18 protein-coding genes are annotated in these 18,753 nt (G+C 32.2%); all 18 read right to left on the bottom strand.

Features of this window, described 5'->3' with window-relative positions; translation table 11 throughout:
• Positions 1–15: 15 nt before the first annotated feature.
• Complete coding sequence (locus tag ENO17_06425; GenBank protein HER24665.1) at positions 16–1,527, bottom strand: lipopolysaccharide biosynthesis protein; 1,512 nt, start codon at positions 1,525–1,527, stop codon at positions 16–18.
• A 66-nt stretch (positions 1,528–1,593) separates the two neighbouring features.
• Entirely contained in the window at positions 1,594–2,673 is a 1,080-nt protein-coding gene (gene rfbB, locus ENO17_06420) for a dTDP-glucose 4,6-dehydratase (protein ID HER24664.1), read from the bottom strand.
• The gene (gene rfbD / locus ENO17_06415; protein ID HER24663.1) at positions 2,670–3,581 is read right to left on the bottom strand and encodes a dTDP-4-dehydrorhamnose reductase; all 912 of its coding nucleotides are present in this window, start codon (positions 3,579–3,581) and stop codon (positions 2,670–2,672) included. The genes rfbB and rfbD overlap by 4 nt, the downstream gene beginning before the upstream one ends.
• A 3-nt stretch (positions 3,582–3,584) precedes the next feature.
• A complete protein-coding gene (locus ENO17_06410; GenBank protein ID HER24662.1) occupies positions 3,585–4,079 on the bottom strand; it encodes a dTDP-4-dehydrorhamnose 3,5-epimerase in 495 nt (164 codons plus the stop codon).
• Positions 4,069–4,974 carry a glucose-1-phosphate thymidylyltransferase gene (gene rfbA / locus ENO17_06405; protein HER24661.1) on the bottom strand — a complete coding sequence of 302 codons (906 nt, stop codon included), beginning with the start codon at positions 4,972–4,974 and terminating at the stop codon, positions 4,069–4,071. The genes ENO17_06410 and rfbA overlap by 11 nt, the downstream gene beginning before the upstream one ends.
• A gap of 11 nt (positions 4,975–4,985) precedes the next feature.
• Entirely contained in the window at positions 4,986–6,293 is a 1,308-nt protein-coding gene (locus ENO17_06400; GenBank protein ID HER24660.1) for a UDP-glucose/GDP-mannose dehydrogenase family protein, read from the bottom strand.
• A 158-nt stretch (positions 6,294–6,451) separates the two neighbouring features.
• The gene (locus tag ENO17_06395) at positions 6,452–7,486 is read right to left on the bottom strand and encodes a glycosyltransferase (GenBank protein ID HER24659.1); all 1,035 of its coding nucleotides are present in this window, start codon (positions 7,484–7,486) and stop codon (positions 6,452–6,454) included.
• A 5-nt stretch (positions 7,487–7,491) separates the two neighbouring features.
• Positions 7,492–8,241, bottom strand: a complete 750-nt coding sequence (locus ENO17_06390; GenBank protein HER24658.1) for a family 2 glycosyl transferase — start codon at positions 8,239–8,241, stop codon at positions 7,492–7,494.
• Positions 8,242–8,997 (bottom strand): class I SAM-dependent methyltransferase, encoded by a 756-nt coding sequence (locus ENO17_06385; GenBank protein ID HER24657.1) that lies wholly within the window; start codon positions 8,995–8,997, stop codon positions 8,242–8,244.
• A gap of 147 nt (positions 8,998–9,144) precedes the next feature.
• A complete protein-coding gene (locus ENO17_06380; protein HER24656.1) occupies positions 9,145–9,702 on the bottom strand; it encodes a sugar transferase in 558 nt (185 codons plus the stop codon).
• A 17-nt stretch (positions 9,703–9,719) separates the two neighbouring features.
• Positions 9,720–10,691 (bottom strand): NAD(P)-dependent oxidoreductase, encoded by a 972-nt coding sequence (locus ENO17_06375; protein HER24655.1) that lies wholly within the window; start codon positions 10,689–10,691, stop codon positions 9,720–9,722.
• A 32-nt stretch (positions 10,692–10,723) separates the two neighbouring features.
• Positions 10,724–11,674: an SDR family oxidoreductase gene (locus ENO17_06370; protein ID HER24654.1), complete on the bottom strand. Its 951-nt coding sequence runs from the start codon at positions 11,672–11,674 to the stop codon at positions 10,724–10,726.
• Positions 11,675–11,694: 20 nt separating this feature from the next.
• On the bottom strand, positions 11,695–12,696 hold the full coding sequence (gmd, locus tag ENO17_06365; protein HER24653.1) for a GDP-mannose 4,6-dehydratase: 1,002 nt from the start codon (positions 12,694–12,696) through the stop codon (positions 11,695–11,697).
• A 76-nt stretch (positions 12,697–12,772) separates the two neighbouring features.
• Complete coding sequence (locus tag ENO17_06360; GenBank protein HER24652.1) at positions 12,773–13,975, bottom strand: glycosyltransferase; 1,203 nt, start codon at positions 13,973–13,975, stop codon at positions 12,773–12,775.
• A 96-nt stretch (positions 13,976–14,071) separates the two neighbouring features.
• Positions 14,072–15,370 (bottom strand): glycosyltransferase, encoded by a 1,299-nt coding sequence (locus ENO17_06355; protein ID HER24651.1) that lies wholly within the window; start codon positions 15,368–15,370, stop codon positions 14,072–14,074.
• 45 nt (positions 15,371–15,415) lie between these two features.
• Positions 15,416–16,540: a glycosyltransferase family 1 protein gene (locus tag ENO17_06350; GenBank protein ID HER24650.1), complete on the bottom strand. Its 1,125-nt coding sequence runs from the start codon at positions 16,538–16,540 to the stop codon at positions 15,416–15,418.
• A 10-nt stretch (positions 16,541–16,550) separates the two neighbouring features.
• Positions 16,551–17,846 carry a hypothetical protein gene (locus ENO17_06345; GenBank protein ID HER24649.1) on the bottom strand — a complete coding sequence of 432 codons (1,296 nt, stop codon included), beginning with the start codon at positions 17,844–17,846 and terminating at the stop codon, positions 16,551–16,553.
• Position 17,847: 1 nt separating this feature from the next.
• The coding region (locus ENO17_06340; protein HER24648.1) for a glycosyltransferase family 2 protein at positions 17,848–18,753 on the bottom strand (906 nt) is incomplete at its 5' end.

Raw genomic sequence — 18,753 nt, 5'->3', positions numbered from 1 at the left:
ATATAAAAAATTATTTTATCTTTTCACCAATGAATTATAGAGAAATTTAACCTCACTAAAGATATCATAATCAGGATAATATTTTTGTACCAGATACATTGAGGCAATATAAACACCAATATTTATGACCACTATCATGACAAAGATTGAAATAGCCAGGCTCCAAGATTGCTGTATCGGATTCCAATAAAATTTAGCGACACTTATGCTCCCTGCCATGAGCGATGAACATAACAATGGAGGCCAGAAGGTATTAAAATATTTACGCCAGTAAGTCCGGGTAATCTTTTGAGAGAGGGGATACCATACTACCAACATTCCTGTTATACTCAGAATAACTCCTAAAGCAGCTCCAGAGATACCCATCAATAATATTAAGGGATAAATAGTAATTAGTATGGTTAATCCTCTGATCAGCTGCATATAAAATTCATATTTCGGGAATCCACTTCCTACAAATAAAGGACTGCCGGTAGATACAATTGATTTAATCAATCCTGCTACCGCAAGAAGTTGCATAGCCGAAACCATAGGCATCCACTTCTCGCTTAAAAATATCCGTGTAAATTCGGGAGCCAATAATACCATCCCTACAGTAATCGGCAAGGAAATAGATACGGTCAATCTCATTATTCGAAAATAAGCCTTCTGTAATCTGGCCGGTTTATCCTGAATTTTTGCATAAGCAGGAAAGGCTACACTGGATATCACCTGGGTAAATTCAGTTTCTAACATATTGGAGATCCTATACGCCATTTGATAAAATCCAAGAGCCATTGCACTAAGCACTCTTCCTACAAAAATATCATCGATATGTTCACCTATAAATACTAATATGCTGGAGCCAAGAATCCACTTGCCAAAACTAAAAAGTTCTCTTGCTTTGGCGATATCTTTACTAATATGAGGTCTATAGGGATGGATCAAATAGCTGATCGGAATACTCACTATCTTTTCCGCCAGCAAACCAAGCACGAGTGCCCACACACTTCTCAAGATAATGGCTGCTATTACTGCTACGATAAAGTTGGTGGAAATTCCCACAAAGCGGTAAATAAATACCTTATCGAACTCCAACTCCTTCTGAAAAAAAATAACCCCAATATTAGTAAATGCTTCAAAAAAGGTTACCAACCCTAATACCTGAATTATTAGTTTTACCTCGGGGGTATGAAAAAAAAATGCCACAAAAGGGGCAGTAAGATACACCATAATAAAAATTATAAATCCTCTTAGAATTAAAACAGTCCAGGCTGCATCAAGATACTGATTGGTGTTTTCTTTTTTTTGAATCAAAGCTTGTCCTAAACCAAATGCTGAAAAAGTCTCTAAGGCTGACATGGTCAGTAAAGCTATTCCCATCAGCCCAAAATCGGAAGGTGCGAGGATACGACCTATAACCAGTAACCTTATTAGGCTTAAAACTTTTCTGATTATTTTAATGAAAGAAATCCAAAATCCACCATGTACCATCTTTTGAGGCAGGGTTTTTCTTGGTTTTGATAGATCCTTGCTCTTTTCTGCCATCTCCCCAAATCTCCTCACTTCCCTATAAATAGAACCCAATTTTTTGGTCTATTCCAATTCCTTATCTTAGCTTGCTTTATAATTCTTCTCCACCCAAGTTTTATATTCCCCGCTTCTTACCTTTTTTACCCAACCTTGATTTTCTATATACCATTTTATAGTTAAATCCAATCCTTCTTCAAAATTGTACTGCTGCTTCCATTTCAATTCCTTTTTTATCTTGTCGCAATTGATAGCATATCTGCGGTCATGTCCTGGCCGGTCTTTAACAAAAGTAATCAGTTTCTTATAATAATCCTGATCCTTACCCTGCAGCTGTCCTATTTTCTCACAGAGTAAATTTACCAGACCTATATTTTCCCATTCATTTTCTCCTCCTATGTTATAAGTCTCTCCTGTTTTCCCCTTATTCAATATTTTCCAGATTGCTCTACAATGGTCTTCTACGTATAACCAATCCCGAATATTTTTTCCATCGCCATAAATCGGCAATGATTTTTCTTCTAATATGTTTAGTATCATTAAAGGAATGAATTTTTCCGGAAATTGGTAGGGACCATAATTATTGGAACAATTAGAAAGGGTAGCTGGTAGTTCATAAGTTTTATGATAAGCTCTCACCAGGTGGTCTGATGAAGCCTTAGAGGCGGAATAAGGACTATTCGGGCGGTAAGCAGAATCCTCAAAAAAATATCCACCTTCTTCTATGGAACCATAAACTTCATCGGTACTTACATGATGAAATAAAAAATCCTCTTGGTTCTCTTTTCCCCAATGGGCGCGTGCTGCTTCCAAAAGCGAAAAAGTGCCTATAATATTACTTTGAATAAAATCCTTTGGTCCGAAGATTGACCTATCTACATGCGATTCAGCAGCAAAATTAACTACGGTATCAATAGTATATTGCTTAAATATCCTTTTAATCTCCTCAAAATCACCGATATCTATTTTTTCAAAAAAATATCTCCCCTTACCGTATTTCTTATCAATCTCCGCTAAATTCTCTAAATTGCCGGCATAAGTTATTTTATCTACATTAATAACTTTACCTTCAAAAAATGTCCTCTCAAAAAGATAATGAATAAAATTTGAACCGATAAATCCTGCTCCACCGGTAACTAAAATATTTTTAAATTTTCTTTTCATTTATTTGCCCTACTTTTTATTCCTTCCCAATTCTCCTTCAGGGATATCAGAAAATCTTCTAAGGCCTTATCCCAACCTCTAATCTTCAGATTAAACTCCTTAATTATCTTCTCTTTAGATAAAACTGAATATCTTGGTCTCCTGGCAGTTGTAGGATATTCCTCAGTTTTAACGGGTAGTATCTCCACTTTTTTCTTGCCTTCAATCAACCCTAATCCTTTAGCTTTTTTATAAATAACCCTGGCAAATTCATACCAATTGGTTATCCCTTCATTGGTAAAATGATAGATTCCATAACGAACTGCATCATCTTCTATTATCTTTAAAATAGCTCCTGCTAAATCCACCGTGTAAGTAGGGGAGCCCCACTGGTCTTCTACTACCTTTACACAATCGCCTTCTCTAAATAACTTTAACATCGTATAAACAAAATTATTCCCTTGTAATCCATATAACCAGGCTGTACGAATGATAAAATATTCCTCTAATATCTCTTTTATCTCCTCTTCGCCCGCTAATTTGCTCTTACCATATATATTTATAGGATTAGTCTGATCATCTTCGGTGTAAGAAAGGACATGTTCTTTTCGTCTGCCATCAAAGACATAATCTGTAGAGATATGAATTAATCTAATTTGTTTCTTGGCGGAAAATAAGGCAATATTCCTAACGCCATCTTTGTTTAACTTAAAAGCCTCATCTATTTCTTCTTCTGCCTTATCTACCCGGGTATATCCTGCGCAATTAATAATCCAGCTTATTTCCTTATCTTTTACATATTTATCCAGCGCCTTATAATCGATAATATTCACTTCCCGATCACTAGCGCAATACCCCATTTCTCTTTTCTTTAATAATTTTTCTATATCATTACCCAGCATTCCTTTATTTCCGATAAGCCAGATCATAGATTATTTATCCTCTTTAATAAAATCTAAATAAAATTCATCCTCTTTGTCTTCATATCTTATCTCATCAACTTCTTCTTTTCTGTCCCAACCTTGATATAATTTATCGGGACAATTTAACACTATCCCGTCTATTTTTTTAGAGATATTCTTATAACCATGCACTATCCCGGGAGGAACAATCACCCTGATAGGATTATCTTCTCCTCCGACTATCTCCATAAAACATCCAAAAGTCTTACTTCCTTTTCGATTATCCCACAGCTTTATTTTAAAATTGCCCGGACCTATGAAGTAGAATATATCGGTCTGATTCTTATGTTCATGAGGTCCCCGAGACAGTCCTGGTTTAGTGGAAGAGATATAGCTCATTGCCGGTTTAAGCCCACCGAGAAGATCATCTATTCTGAAGGTCTCAACTAAAAAACCTCTTTCATCCGAAAACTTAGTCAATGGTTTAATGATTATTCCCTCAATCTCTCCTCTTTTAAATTGCATCTCTCTCCCCCTTGTAAAATCGCTTTTGGCTATCTCTTAATAATCCTTCCAAATATTTTCTATAATCATTTGCCGGCAATCTCTCTATGATTTCCTCCAACTGGTCTTTGTTAATATAACCCATCCTGAAAGCCACCTCTTCTATACAGCCTATCTTTAATCCCTGTCTTCTTTCAATGGTAGCAATGTAATTGGAGGCATCCATCAGACTATCTGGAGTTCCGGTATCCAACCAGGCATAACCCCTGCCTAAAATCTCTACTTTTAAATTTCCTTTCTTTAAATAGGTTAAATTCACATCGGTGATCTCTAATTCTCCCCGGGCAGAAGGCTTCAGTTTCTTAGCAATATCCACAACCGTATTATCATAAAAATATAAACCCGGAACAGCGTAATTTGATCGAGGTGTTTTTGGTTTTTCTTCAATGCTTAAAACTTCCTTATTTTCATTAAAACCAACTACGCCGTATCTTTGGGGATCGGATACCCAATAACCGAAGATGTAAGCCCCATTTTTAAGGTTGGTCATCTTTTGTAGTGTCATAGACAGATTATGGCCATAGAATAAATTATCCCCCAATATCAGACACACTGAGTCATTAGCAATAAATTCTTCTCCAATAATAAAAGCCTGGGCAATTCCCTCCGGTCTGGGCTGTTCTTTATAGGAAACACTAATTCCTATCTCTCGTCCATCCCCCAAAAGCTCCCTAAATTTTGGCAAATCCTGTGGGGTAGATATTATTAAAATATCTTTAATTCCGGCTAACATCAATGTAGATAAGGGATAATAGATCATCGGTTTATCATAGATCGGAATTAATTGCTTACTGACTACTTTAGTTAAAGGATTGAGCCGGCTTCCAGAGCCTCCGGCTAAGATAATACCTCTCATATTTTACTCCTTTATTTCCTCCCTACTCCTTCATAAATAAACCCTAACTTTTTAACTTTTTCTGGTTCATATAAGTTCCTCATATCAAGCAAAATGGGTGATTTGAGTAGTGTTTTTATTTTAGATAAATTTAAGTTTCGGAATTGATTCGCTTCTGTCGCGATCACCAAGACATGACTATCCTTGGCAGTTTCGTATTCGTCCTGGCAATAGTTTAAATTCGGGAGAATTTTTTTTGTATTTTCCATTGCCAGAGGGTCAAAGCATTTAATCCTGGCACCTTCTTTAAGTAATATTTTGATGATATCAATAGAGGCAGATTCTCGAATATCATCGGTATCCTGCTTAAAGGCAAGTCCCAAGATAGCGATTATCTTTCCTTTTAAATCCCCCACCAACCGACTTATTTTCTTTACCATTAACTCTCTCTGCCTTTCATTAGCAGAAATTACTCCTTCCAGGATCTTGAACTGATATTCATTACTTACTGCAAAATTATATAAAGCTTTGGTATCCTTGGGAAAACACGATCCACCATAACCGGGTCCCGGATGTAAGAATTTGGGACTGATTCTTCCATCTAATCCCATAGCTTTGGCTATCTGATGCACATCCGCCCCTACCTTTTCACAAAGATTGGCAATCTCATTGATAAAGGTAACTTTGGTAGCCAAGAAGGCATTACAGGCATATTTGATTAACTCCGCGGTTTCCGGATTGGTAATCACAAAGGGGGTATCAATTAAATAGAGAGGACGGTAGATTTCCTGCATTATTTTTAAAGCCTTATCGCTTTCGGTACCGATCACTATTTTATCAGGATGCGTGAAGTCATAAACGGCAGAACCCTCACGGAGGAATTCGGGGTTGGAGACGACATCAAAAGAAAAAGGATGAGACAGGGTTTGATATTCCTTAATTATCTCTTTAATTCTGTGGGCAGTACCAACCGGAACGGTGCTTTTATTGACAATAACTTTATATTCATTGATATATCCGGCGACCTCCTTCGCCACCTCTTCTATCTGCTCTAAATTTGCCGAACCGTCATGATTAGGTGGAGTTCCTACTGCAATAAATATTGCCTTTGACTGCATAATAGCTTTTTCCAGGTCCGTGGTAAAACTAAGTCTATGGGTTATTACATTTTTCTTAATTAAAGCTTCTAAATTGGGCTCATAGATAGGGATTTTACCGGAATTAAGATCATGAATTTTCTCACTATCTTTATCTACACAAATTACTTCCAATCCAAAATCAGAAAGGCATGTTCCGGTGACCAGGCCTACATAACCTGTACCTATAATACAAATTTTCATAAATAATGTCCCCTTTTAAACTGAATAGGTTATCTCATAAAATAAATTTCATATCTTTCATATCTTTCTGCACTTCAGTCAAAAACTATTTAGAAATATTATATCATATAACTTTACGGTATTCCCATCTATAAAAGTGGTGGGTCTTGTTTTTTTCTTTAAACGCTAACAACACTTTTTAAATAAGAAGATAATTTTTCTATAATAGCGTCTATGCTATATTTTGTTTCCACCAATTTTCGACCATTGGAACCCATTCTTTTTCGTTCTCCGAAAGAATCTACTAAACACACCAGGGCATCAGCCCATTCTTTTGGAGTATTAACGCCAAAGCCTACTTCGCTTTCATTAAGTATCTGTGCATTCATACCAATAGGGGATACAACCACCGGAATATTACAGGACATATATTGAAGCATTTTAAAACTGCATTTACCTTTTTCCCAATCGGTATCATCCAAGGGCATGATACCGATAGTGATACTCTGAATATCGGTTACTTCTGTTTTTGGTGACCATTTAACATATTTAAATTTCCCCTCTAACTTACCCTTGAACTTGGGTCTTCGGTCTGAGATAATTTTTAAAATTACTTTTGGTCGTGCTTTTATAACTCTTTCAAGGGCAGTTTCGATCTTATATAAATAATTAAAATTCCGACTGGTACCTATCCATCCAATAACCTGATCACTATTTGAGGCGTTCTGCTCTTTTGGTGGTACATAGCGATAACTGTCTATCACTGTAGGAATAATCGCTATGTTTTTATTCCATTTAGAAAATCGATCGGCAATGAAATCATTACCACAAATAATCAGCTCTACTATTTGAGCTAAATGTTCAGCAAATTTCCCACCTCGATGTAGAAAAATGGCATCATCAACGTCTAATACCCGCGGATGTTTAATCACAGGTTCAAGGGTTACTAAAGTGGAGATCAATTCGCGCTGTAGAAAGACAATATCATATCCATAGGCAGCTATTACGCCAGGGAACCGTGTGGTGAGGGCACCGATAAACCATAATGGCCGAAGCCATCTTTGTGAAGGAGGGTATTTGGAAATAGCCGGAATAAATTCATTCATCATGATGCCCTTTTGTAATAAAGGCAGGATTAACTGGCGCACCCGAAATCGAGCAGAAGGATCATATTTTCCAGCAGTAAAGGCAGCAACTTTTATCATCTGAGCCATATTTTTCATTCAACCTTTCTAATCGTTTTTCTTAGTAGTCTTCCCACCCTTCTTCTTGACCAGAGATAAATCCTATTTAAGCTCACAGGATACCTGGTACTCCAATTCCCCATCGTTGTATAAATTATCTTATAATAATTTTTATGTTTTTTGAATATTTTTTTAAGAGTGATAAAGTATTTTTCGGACATGGAATATCCCAGGGATTTATGGTAAGCTAATATAGGTATCACATAAGTATCAAAACCAAGCCTTTCCACGCTTAAACAGTAATCCACACCATATAAATGCCAGTCGCTGCATACTTTTTCGTCAAACTGAAGAATAGTAAATACTGTTTTGGGAATGATGATCAAACACTCATCTACTGTCTGCACTTTATGGGGTTCTTTAAGATGAATTTCTCCGGCTGCTTTTTTGGGAATTCCATGTTCTATATTGGTGATAACCGCCTTAGTATCTTTATATTTCCCGGCCACTCCTACAATGCCAAAATTAGATAAAGCATCTAACATTTCTTCAACTTTCTCCAACCAGAGATAAGAACTTAAAATCATATCTTGATGGACAAACATTAAATATTTTCCTTTTGCTCGCTTTCCTCCGTAATTTAATGCCTCTGCCGCAGATTTGAACTGTCCTTCTCTATTATCCAACAAAATAAGCTCGGGTTTAGTCCTTTGTTTTTTTATGCTTCCCAGTAAGCAATCCTCTAAAATATTTTTATCATTATATACACAAATAACTGAGATCATTTATTCTACCTCTGCTACTGCATATAATCTAAAATAGGTGGTCGGCTCGGCAATGATCAATTTATAGAGAAATGAAATTGGTTTTCTTAAACGTTGTGGCAAAAATAATAAATTTATTGGCTCCTTCTCTTCTACTTTGAATTTCTTAAAATATTTGGAAAGTAAATCTTCCAATTCTTTTTTTGTAAAAAAATTGACGTGGTCTTGTTCTAACATATGTCCATAAGTCAAACCCATCTTTTGTAATTTAAAGAAATCACTGCAATTTGGAACGGTAATTAGAATATTCTTGCTTGCAACTCTCTTTGCCTCCCTTAGTAGTACCTCCGGATCATTCACATGTTCTAAAACTTCAAATAATAAAGCGGTATCAAAAGAATTATTTGAAAATTTTAGAGATGCGGCATCCATCACCTGTGCCTTTATCCCCTTTCCTTTTTGCAGGGCAATATAGAGCGGGTTTATATCAATACCCAAACAATCATAACCTAATCTCATTAATTTTCTGCAATATTCGCCGGTTGCACATCCAATATCTAATATTTTCTTTCCTGCATAACGCAGTACAAAATCTATTAACTGCGGGGATACATAGCCAACTTTATCTAAATACCAATTTTTTGAATCTCTGAATATCTCTTCTTTTTTAATATCCTTAACCCCCATCTCAATGATAAATGATAAAAACTGTAAGCCAAAAAAAATGCCCATTATTAAAGTAATCTTTCCCTGAAAGAATTTATTAGAAAAAGACATTTGGAAAAGTTAAAAAATAGATTAGGAAATTGCCACCTGAATTTCGACTTATTATGATCTTGATATTCTTCATGCAGATAATCATTTCGGCGAAGATCGGGGACAGGCTACTTTTTAATAAAAGTAGCCTGTCCCCTTTTCTCCTTTTTAAAACGTCTCCTTCGAACTAAACCGCATAATCGCAGTCTTAATAATAATCTTAATATCTAACCACAAACTCATATGCTCCACATAATATTTATCACACTTCACTTTTGCCGCTAAATCCTCTCCACCCGTCTTCATTATCTGTGCATAACCGGCAATGCCTGGTTTAACCTTATGAATCCCTGCCTCGGTTCTCATTTTAATTAAATCATATTGCATGTAATGTGGAGGGCGTGGCCCAACTAAACTCATTTCTCCTCTTACCACATTAAATAAATTGGGCAACTCATCTATAGTAAACTGCCTTATTACTCTCCCTACTCTGGTAACATACGAATTTTCTTCTCCTAAATCCTCTTTCGCACCATCCGGTGTTCCCGCACTCATGCTCCTGAACTTATACACTATAAAATCTTTATTATCTTTTCCCACTCTCTTCTGCTTAAAAAAAACAGGCCCCGGAGAATCTATTTTTATTAAAACCCCAATCACTACAAACAGAGGAGCTAAAATAATCAATAAAATTATAGAAAAAAATAAATCAAATACTCTTTTTATCATCTTCTAATATCTTTCTATCTTTTAAATATAGTATTTTCAAAATTCCATTTTGGATTATACTTTAAATATTTCTTGGCCTTTTCAATAGAATAAATATTATCTTTAGTCAGCTTATAATAAATTGAAAGTAATCTTTCTTTTCTCCCCGGAAATACTAAACTAACCAATTTTACCCCAAATCGTACTATATATTTTGGAACTTTTATAGTAATATGATTTTCTCCTAACTCTCTGAAATAATTCAATAAATCATTAAAACTATAAACCTGATTATCTGCTATATTAAAAACATCCCCAAAAGAAACTTTGCCCTCAACGCACATCTCTACAACATCAATTAAATTATTTCTTGAACATACAGATATTTTCTGCTCCCCATCCCCTACTCTATAGAAAAACCTTTTCGCCGCTACTAATACTCTTCTCTTCACATTTCTTAAAAAATCTTTACTATAAACCGGAGCAAGTCGTAAAATAATAATTGGTAATTTACTTTCTTTATTCAATTTTATTAAATACTCCTCAGCGGCTAACTTGCTCTTTCCATAATAAGTAATCGGTCGACATTCATCGCTCTCAGATAAAACCTCATCTCTTCCCTCGCCACCATAGACTTCTATGGTACTAAAAAATATCGTTCCCTCAACTCCTGATTTAATTTTATTCTCAACTACAGCATCAAAAATATTTTTAGTCCCTTCAAAATTAATCTTCATAAAATTATCAAAAGATAAATCTAGAGAATTTTTATGCACCAATGCCGCACAATGTATTAAATAATCAAAATGTAAATCTGGAAAAAATTGAGCCACTTTATCTTTATCAGTAATATCTAACTTTACATACTCAAAATGCCCGCTATTTTCTTCTTTTTCTTTTGGTTCTATCCTATCAATTCCAATAACATAATAACCCTTATCAATAAATCTCTTTTTTAATTCAGACCCAATAATCCCATTAATCCCAGTTATTACAATTCTCTTCATTCAAACATTACTCCAATTTTAAAATTGTTTTACTATAATATTTTTCTCCAATATTCCAATATATCTTTTAATGTTTTATCAAAAAGTATCTCTGGTTTCCAGCCGGTACTTTTTCTAAATTTTGAGCAATCTCCTTGCAAAACGGGATTATCAGAAGGCCTCATTCTCTTTGAATCTCTTATTATATTTATTTTTTTTGAAGATAACTTTAAAAGATTATTTAATAATTCCTTAATCTGAACAGTTCTTCCGGAACAAATATTATACACCTCTCCTGTTTTACCCTTCTGCATTGCAAGCCAGTACGCTATTACCATATCCCTCACATCTGTAAAATCTCTCTTCGCTTCTAAATTGCCAACTTTCATTATTGGTTCCTCTAGTCCCTTCTCAATCTCGACTATTTGTTTTGCAAAACTGGAACATACAAATTCAGGAGATTGTCTTGGCCCAATATGATTAAATGGTCTTGCTCTAATTATATTCAAATTATAATTCTTAAAATAAGTATAACTTAAAAAATCTGCACTTGCCTTGCTAATTGAATAAGGGTTCATTGGGCGCAAAGGGCAATTTTCGTTTATTGGTAAATCATTTTCATTGACTATTCCATATTCATCAGCGGATCCTACAAATAACATTTTGGGATTAGATTTTAATTCTATAATCGCTTGATAAAGATTTAATGTACCATATAAATTAGTATCAAAGGTTAATTTTGGATCTTTCATTGAATTAGGCACAAATGAGATTGCAGCCAAATGATATATTTCATCAGGTTGGTTTTTTTCCATAATTTTTTTTAAACTATCATAATTTCTTATATCACATTGATATAATATAATTCTATCTATAAAACCATCTAAATTTGAAAATGTGCTCTTATCATAAAAAGTTCCAAAAACTTCATATCCTTTATTAAGTAAAAACTCCACTAAATATGACCCCACAAAACCGGAAATTCCTGTTATTAATGCCTTCATAATAGAACTATTCCTTTATTTTATGTCTTTTGTGTCTGAATGTCAGATAAGTAAATATTATTTTTAACATTCTCTAAATCTGCATCAATCATCATTTTAATTAAATCTTCAAATTTAACCTCTGGTTTCCACTTTAATTTTTCTCTTGCTTTTATAGAATCACCCAACAATAAGTCAACTTCGGCAGGTCTTACAAATTTTGGGTCTACTACTACATAGTTTTCCCAATTTAAATTAACATAATCGAACGCAATTTGGACTAAATCTTTCACCGAATGAGTCATACCACTAGCAATTACATAATCTTCTGGCACATCTTGTTGAAGCATAAGCCACATTGCCCTTACATAATCTCCCGCAAATCCCCAATCTCTTTTTGCATCTAAATTGCCTAATCTTAATTCATTTGTCAAACCCAACTTAATTTTAGCTACGGTATTAGTAACTTTTCTAGTGACAAACTCTAACCCCCTTCTTGGAGATTCATGATTAAATAGGATCCCACTACAGCAAAACATATTATAGCTTTCTCTATAATTAATTGTGATCCAATGCCCATATAATTTTGCCACACCATATGGACTTCTAGGATAAAATTGGGTTTTTTCAGTTTGAGGAACCTCTCTTAATTTCCCAAACATTTCACTGCTCGAGGCTTGATAAAATTTTATCTTTGGATCAACTGACCTAATAGCTTCTAACATCCTCGCTACCCCCAAAGCCGTTGCTTCACCAGTAAATACAGGTTGCTTCCATGAAGCTGGCACAAAAGATTGAGAAGCTAAATTATAAATTTCCTCCGGATTAGATTCCTTAATTGCATTCATTAAAGAATTTTGGTCTAACAAATCACCAGATATCAATTTGATATTATCCTGAACATGCTTTATTCTTTCAAAATTTAAAATACTGGTTCTGCGAACTAAACCAAAAACTTCATACCCTTTATTTAACAAAAATTCCGCCAAATAAGAACCATCCTGGCCAGTAATACCAGTTATTAACGCTCTTTTTTGAAACATTATTTCTTCCCTCTCTTTAATAATTTTTAATTAAATAAATGTCTTTGAATTTCATCGATATTTTATAAATAATATCTTATTTTTTATAATTTATTTCTAAAACATTATCAATTTCTTTATACAGATCCTTACTAATAATATCCCATCTGTATTTTTGTTTTATAAGTTCTCGAGCATTATTTCCTATTTCTTTTCTTTTCGGTTCATTACTTATTAAGTCTAAAATCTTTTTCGCTATCTCTTGTTTACCATCTGCTACTATAAAATGTTTTTTATCTTCTCCAGAAATTCCTCTTACACCTTTAGAAGTAGTTACCACAACTTTCCTCAATGCCATTGGTTCTAATATCTTGTTTTGTATTCCCGCGCTAAACCTAAGTGGAGCAATAATTATTTTCGCTTTTTCTAAATATTCATAAGGATCCTCAACAAATCCTGTTACTTCTATATTATTTCTTTTACTTAATTTTAATACTTCCTTTGATGGACTTGAACCGACTATAATAAATTTTATATCATTCCTATTTTTTATTATTAAAGGAAATATTTTATTAGCAAAAAATATTACTGCATCTATATTGGGGGCTGTATTCATTTTCCCCAAAAATACAATCCAATTTTCTTCTTTAAATCTATTTTCCCTAAACAATAATTCCTCTCTGACTCCATTAGGAATTACAATTAGTTTGTTATCAGGTATATTAGCATTACTAAGTAAATGGTTTCTATCAAAAGGAGAAGTAATAAATACCTTATCAAACTCTTTTAACATTTTAATTTCATATGATAGTGCTCTCTTGTTTTCTATAGGATAAATAAGCCGCCACAATCCTTTTGAATTTTTTTGAGCTTCTTGGTAATTTATAGAAGTTGCATCAATAAAATCTATGACTTTCGGTATACTATTAGCCTTTCTTAAATATTTAGTCACTCTAATATGCACACAAAATATTAAATCATACTCCCTATAATGTTGATCTATCCACTTTTGTACTTTATTGAAATAATGGTAATATATTTGCAGGGAATCTTTAGAAAATAAGCCTTTTAAAGTATTTATCTTAAACCATATCGGATTGAAAGGAAATGGAATAACTTTATTTAAAATTTTTCCCATTTCCTTAATATCCTCATTAGCAATATTACCTTCATTAATGGCTAATAAATCAACCTGATATTTTTCTGCAAGGATTTTCCCAATATTATAAATTCTAATTCGTGAGCCATCTATTAGTGGATATGGAAAACGATAAGAAACCATTAATATTTTTTTTATCATTATTTGTCTCCTAATCTATCTAAATGCATTTAAATTAATATTTCTATCATTTCTTTTAACTGTTTTTTATGTTTACCAAATAAAATTTACCACTTTTTATAATAACTTATTTTTTCTACTCCTCAAAATATTATTTTCATTTATTATTTTTTTAAACTCAGTCTCGATATCTTCTGCTATCTTTTCCCACTGATATTTTTCTTTAACTAATTTCAGTCCTTCTTTCCCTATTCTATCTCTCTCATCTTTATTATTCAGTAAAAAAACAACTTTTTCAGCGAATTCTTCTTTGTTATCTGCAATATAAATATTTTTTCCATCAACAACGTCAATTCCTTCACAGCCAATAGATGTAGAAACAATTGCTTTTCCCATTGCTAAAGCATTTAATATTTTTATACGCATTCCGCTACCAGTTTTTAAAGGAACAATAAAAACTTGTCCTTTTGCTAAATATTTTCTAACATCTTCTACAAATCCAGTTACTATCACATTATTATTAGCAAGACTTTTAATATTATTTGGTGGATTTATTCCGACAATATATAATTTAACTTTCTGAATTTCCTTTTTTATTAAAGGTTGGACCTCCTTACAAAACCATTCTATAGCCTCTACATTAGGTAACCAATTCATGGAAGCAACGGAAACTAAAGAAAATTCTTCTTCTTTAAATTTGAGTGGATAAAAATATGAAATATCAACTCCTGCTGGAACCACATTTGTCTTTACATTAGAATTCATATCTTTTATTGTCTTTTCGTCAATCTTAGTTATCATAAAACAACGATCAAATATTTCACAAATTTTACTTTCGTATTTATAAAGTTTTTTATATTGTAAATAGGCATAAAATTTAATAAAAATATTATTCTGATTTTTATAGAATCTCTTCATAATTATATTTTCTGTATTTTGTTCTCTTAACACAATTGGTAAATTATATTCTTTTTTTATAAAATTTCCATAATAAGCAGTATGTAATTGATTTAGAATAATAATATCGAAATTATCTTTCTTTAATAGTTCTCGTATTTCCTTCTTAACCTTGTTAGAATGATATTTTGAAATAGTATAAGGAGTATCAATAAATATATTAAGAAAATATCCTAAAAAGTGATTTCCCGTATTTTTTTTAATTGTTATTAATTCACAATACTTTTTTAATTCAGACACTTTTTTTCTTTTATTTACGAGAGATATTAAAGTTATATCATGTCCTCTTAAAGCTAAATATTTAATATTATTGTATATTTCAATGCTACCTCCATCGATAGGTGGGTATGGTAGTCTTGATGTAATTTGTAATATTTTCATTCTAGCTAAATAGTGCTCCTTTATTATGAAATATGAACTCCCAAATCGATCATATTTTTTTAACTTTAAACTGAACATTATTGAACATTCATATCTATTTTTCGTTTCAATGAGGTATTCAATCTATCCTGCTTCAATTATTTTTTTATATACCTTTATAGTCTGATATGCCATTTTTTCTGTAGTAAATCGTTGTGCCCAAAGTTTACCTTTTTTCGCAAATTCGATTTTAAGCTCTTCTTTATTTAATACTCTAACTATTACGGAAGCAAACGCATTAACATCCTTTGGATCAATAAGAATTCCTGCATCTCCTACAACTTCAGGGAGTGAAGAGCTATTGGAAGCAATAACGGGAGTCCCGCAAGCCATTGCCTCTAAAGGTGGCAAACCAAATCCTTCATATATTGAAGGATAAACAAAAAGATCTGATCCATGATAAAGACTTGGTAAATCTTCGTCAGGTACGAATCCAGTAAATATTACATCATTTTCCATTCTCAAATTCTTTACTATTTGAAAAATATCATCAAATAACCAACCTTTTCTCCCTACTATTACTAAAGAATGTTTAAGTTTTCCTTTTTGTTTTGCTATATTGAAAGCTTTTAATAATATACTAATATTTTTTCTTGGTTCTAAAGTACCTACAAAGAGAATATATGGTTTATTAATATTATATTTTTGCTTAATTTCATTTAAAAAAAATTCATTCGAAGACATATAATATTGTGAAGAACAACATAAGGGTATAACCGAAACTTTATTTTTTTGAATATTATAATATTTAATTAAATCTTTTTTAGTACTAATAGAATCTGTTATAATTCTTTCAACTCGCTTTACCCCCTGAGTTATAAAAAAATTCCAATAAAAACGATCCCACCATTGCATCGTCTTAGGGTATATTTTAAATGTTAAATCATGGATAGTTAAAACTGTTTTGCATGGTGCTACAATAGGAACTGCAGAAACAGGGCTATGTAAAAGATCAACTTCTTTTAAAAATTGAATAAATGGAAAATATATTTGTTCCCAAATACCAATAAATCTTTTCGGAGTATGAATAAAAATATTCTTAAAGTTAGGTTGATTAATTGTAAATAATTTTTTTGCCCTAGAATTTATTAATAATATATATTCATTTTTTTTATCAACCTTTGCAATACCTTCAACCAATTGTTTAGCATAGGATTGAAGTCCTGCATTTTTCCCCGTTATTGTAATTAGATCTATTGCTATTCTCATCTTTTTGCCTTTATTTCTTTTCTACGGAACTCTTTTGGTGATACAAGTATTTCTGCTGAATAGATAAATAAGCACAGCATAACCAAAATACTGATAAAATACTCCAATCATTAAAACTTAGTGAAACAATAAAATTAATACCTAAGCCAAAGATCGCTGCTGTTATTGCTAAAGAAGTAAACCTATTTTTTTCGCTAATGGCTATATCTTTATATAGTTTCACTCCTTGCTTAGCGAAATAGATAAAGCTCATTAAAAATACTATAAGTGCAAAGATTCCAAGTTCAATTAGTAATTGTAAAATATAACTTTCTGGGTAAATTACTCTTGTTTTATAATAAAAATTTGCTCTATTCATAGTCGTTCCAGGTCCAATACCAAATAAAAAAGAGTTTCCGTTCAATAATTTTAAAGAATTTTCCCATCGTTCTAGCCTTTCTACATTAGATAAATCGTGTTGCCAATCAAATATAGAATTAAATCTTGTAGGTAGTAACTGAAAGCCAAAATCACTAGAAATAAAAAGACTAACTACAACTACAACGGTAAGAATGACAAATCCAGCGACCCAAATATATTTTCGAAACCGCTGTTTCAAAAAAATCATCCATAGTATAAATAAAAAAGATACTATTAACTGAATCCAAGCAGTTCTAGTAAATGTTAAAGCTATATTTATGATAAATACTACTAAAATAACTACTAAAATGATACGCTTGCCCGGACCTTTTACTGCTAGTAATCGAGCAAGCACCAATGGAGTAACAAATGCAATATATGCACCAAAGTCTAAAGATGTTCCAAAAGTAGAAGTCAAACGACTTATATTTATCCCACCAATACTTTGTTTTATGGGTTCATCCAATATACCAAAAACTGTTGGACTAAAAAATGCTTGGACTAATCCAAAAATAGCAACAATACCAGCTGATATAATAACGCAATCGACTAGTCTAAATATATTTTTTGAGTTAAATGAAATAATAATCAAAAAATATAGAATTATATAAGCTGCATATGTACCAAAACCAATTAACCCTATTAAAATATCTTCACTTAATAAAGCTCGTATCCCAATATAAATTATGTATAATACTAATAATATATCAATATTTTTTCTAGAAATAATTATTTTATAATTTCTTTTTTGAACAATAACTAAAGCAAATATAATAGTGATATATATTAAAAGAAATAAAACAGTTTCTTTCCAAAATTTAAGCTCAGGCACTAAATGTAAAATTAATCCTTGCAGAGGCAATCCTATTATTAAAATATAAGTTAATGAATATACTATTTTTAACATTTCATATTGAGTACTTTCTTATATGTTTTTTAACTGTCACTAAATATCGATAAATTTTATCTCCTAAAAGAGAAGCAATAAAATATAACCAATGCTTTATTTTAAAAGGCCAAAGCTGCATGGCCTTAAAAAATTCTTCTTTACCAAATCTTGTACCAAATTTTCCACAGAAATAACGTCCTGCTTGATAATAATGATTAGCAAGAATCCTTCGTTGTTTAATAATTGAAATATTTTTTGTTTGCTTAATTATTTTTAATCTAATTATGTTCTCTCCTTTTTTTCGAGCAATAATATTATTTGAAATAGCGCCTTTATTTGTGTCATAAATTATAACTAAAGGCTCAATAATATAATCAAAAGTATAATGCTTAGAAAGTCTAAGCCACATATCATAATCTTGACGTGCAGGAAGGGATTCGTCAAATAGTCCAACTTTTTTAAAACAAATGTTCTTGACCATAACAGCAGATGTTGGACTAACGTGATCCTCCCAAAGTTGATTATTGTAAATATTTCCACGTTTATCTGGTTTAAAAATACTACTATCTCCTTTATCATTTATTCTGAAATATCCCGTATATGATATAAAAGCATTTAAATAATTATCTTTTAAATGCATAACTTGTTTTTCTAACTTATTAGATAACCATTCATCGTCTGAGTCTAAAAAGGCTATATATTCCCCTATGGCAAGTTTAATTCCTGTATTTCTTGCTGCTGAGCCGCCTTTATTTTTTTCGTGTTTAATATACTTAATTCTTTTATCGTGTTCTTGAAATTTTCTAATTATATCTTCTGTTTTATCGGTAGAGCCATCGTTGACAATAATTAGTTCAAAGTCCTGGTAGGTTTGATTCAATATACTTTGAATAGCCCTACCAATAAGATGGGCACGATTATAAGT

The organism is Candidatus Atribacteria bacterium (genome assembly GCA_011056645.1).
GTDB lineage: Bacteria > Atribacterota > Phoenicimicrobiia > Phoenicimicrobiales > Phoenicimicrobiaceae > Sediminicultor > Sediminicultor quartus.
The sequence above is the reverse complement of the archived record's forward strand: the minus strand, read 5'-3'. Positions and strand labels throughout refer to the sequence as shown.

Excerpts from the sequence above, each read along its gene's own strand:
- ENO17_06410 (HER24662.1), bottom strand. The coding sequence starts at position 4,079 with ATGCAATTTAAAAGAGGAGAGATTGAGGGAATAATCATTAAACCATTG.
- rfbD (HER24663.1), bottom strand. The coding sequence starts at position 3,581 with ATGATCTGGCTTATCGGAAATAAAGGAATGCTGGGTAATGATATAGAA.
- ENO17_06425 (HER24665.1), bottom strand. The coding sequence starts at position 1,527 with ATGGCAGAAAAGAGCAAGGATCTATCAAAACCAAGAAAAACCCTGCCT.
- ENO17_06360 (HER24652.1), bottom strand. The coding sequence starts at position 13,975 with ATGATAAAAAAAATATTAATGGTTTCTTATCGTTTTCCATATCCACTA.
- ENO17_06370 (HER24654.1), bottom strand. The coding sequence starts at position 11,674 with ATGAAGGCATTAATAACAGGAATTTCCGGTTTTGTGGGGTCATATTTA.
- ENO17_06395 (HER24659.1), bottom strand. The coding sequence starts at position 7,486 with ATGGCTCAGATGATAAAAGTTGCTGCCTTTACTGCTGGAAAATATGAT.
- rfbB (HER24664.1), bottom strand. The coding sequence starts at position 2,673 with ATGAAAAGAAAATTTAAAAATATTTTAGTTACCGGTGGAGCAGGATTT.
- ENO17_06375 (HER24655.1), bottom strand. The coding sequence starts at position 10,691 with ATGAAGAGAATTGTAATAACTGGGATTAATGGGATTATTGGGTCTGAA.
- ENO17_06385 (HER24657.1), bottom strand. The coding sequence starts at position 8,997 with ATGTCTTTTTCTAATAAATTCTTTCAGGGAAAGATTACTTTAATAATG.
- ENO17_06390 (HER24658.1), bottom strand. The coding sequence starts at position 8,241 with ATGATCTCAGTTATTTGTGTATATAATGATAAAAATATTTTAGAGGAT.
- ENO17_06345 (HER24649.1), bottom strand. The coding sequence starts at position 17,846 with ATGTTAAAAATAGTATATTCATTAACTTATATTTTAATAATAGGATTG.
- ENO17_06400 (HER24660.1), bottom strand. The coding sequence starts at position 6,293 with ATGAAAATTTGTATTATAGGTACAGGTTATGTAGGCCTGGTCACCGGA.
- gmd (HER24653.1), bottom strand. The coding sequence starts at position 12,696 with ATGTTTCAAAAAAGAGCGTTAATAACTGGTATTACTGGCCAGGATGGT.
- ENO17_06350 (HER24650.1), bottom strand. The coding sequence starts at position 16,540 with ATGAGAATAGCAATAGATCTAATTACAATAACGGGGAAAAATGCAGGA.
- ENO17_06355 (HER24651.1), bottom strand. The coding sequence starts at position 15,370 with ATGTTCAGTTTAAAGTTAAAAAAATATGATCGATTTGGGAGTTCATAT.
- rfbA (HER24661.1), bottom strand. The coding sequence starts at position 4,974 with ATGAGAGGTATTATCTTAGCCGGAGGCTCTGGAAGCCGGCTCAATCCT.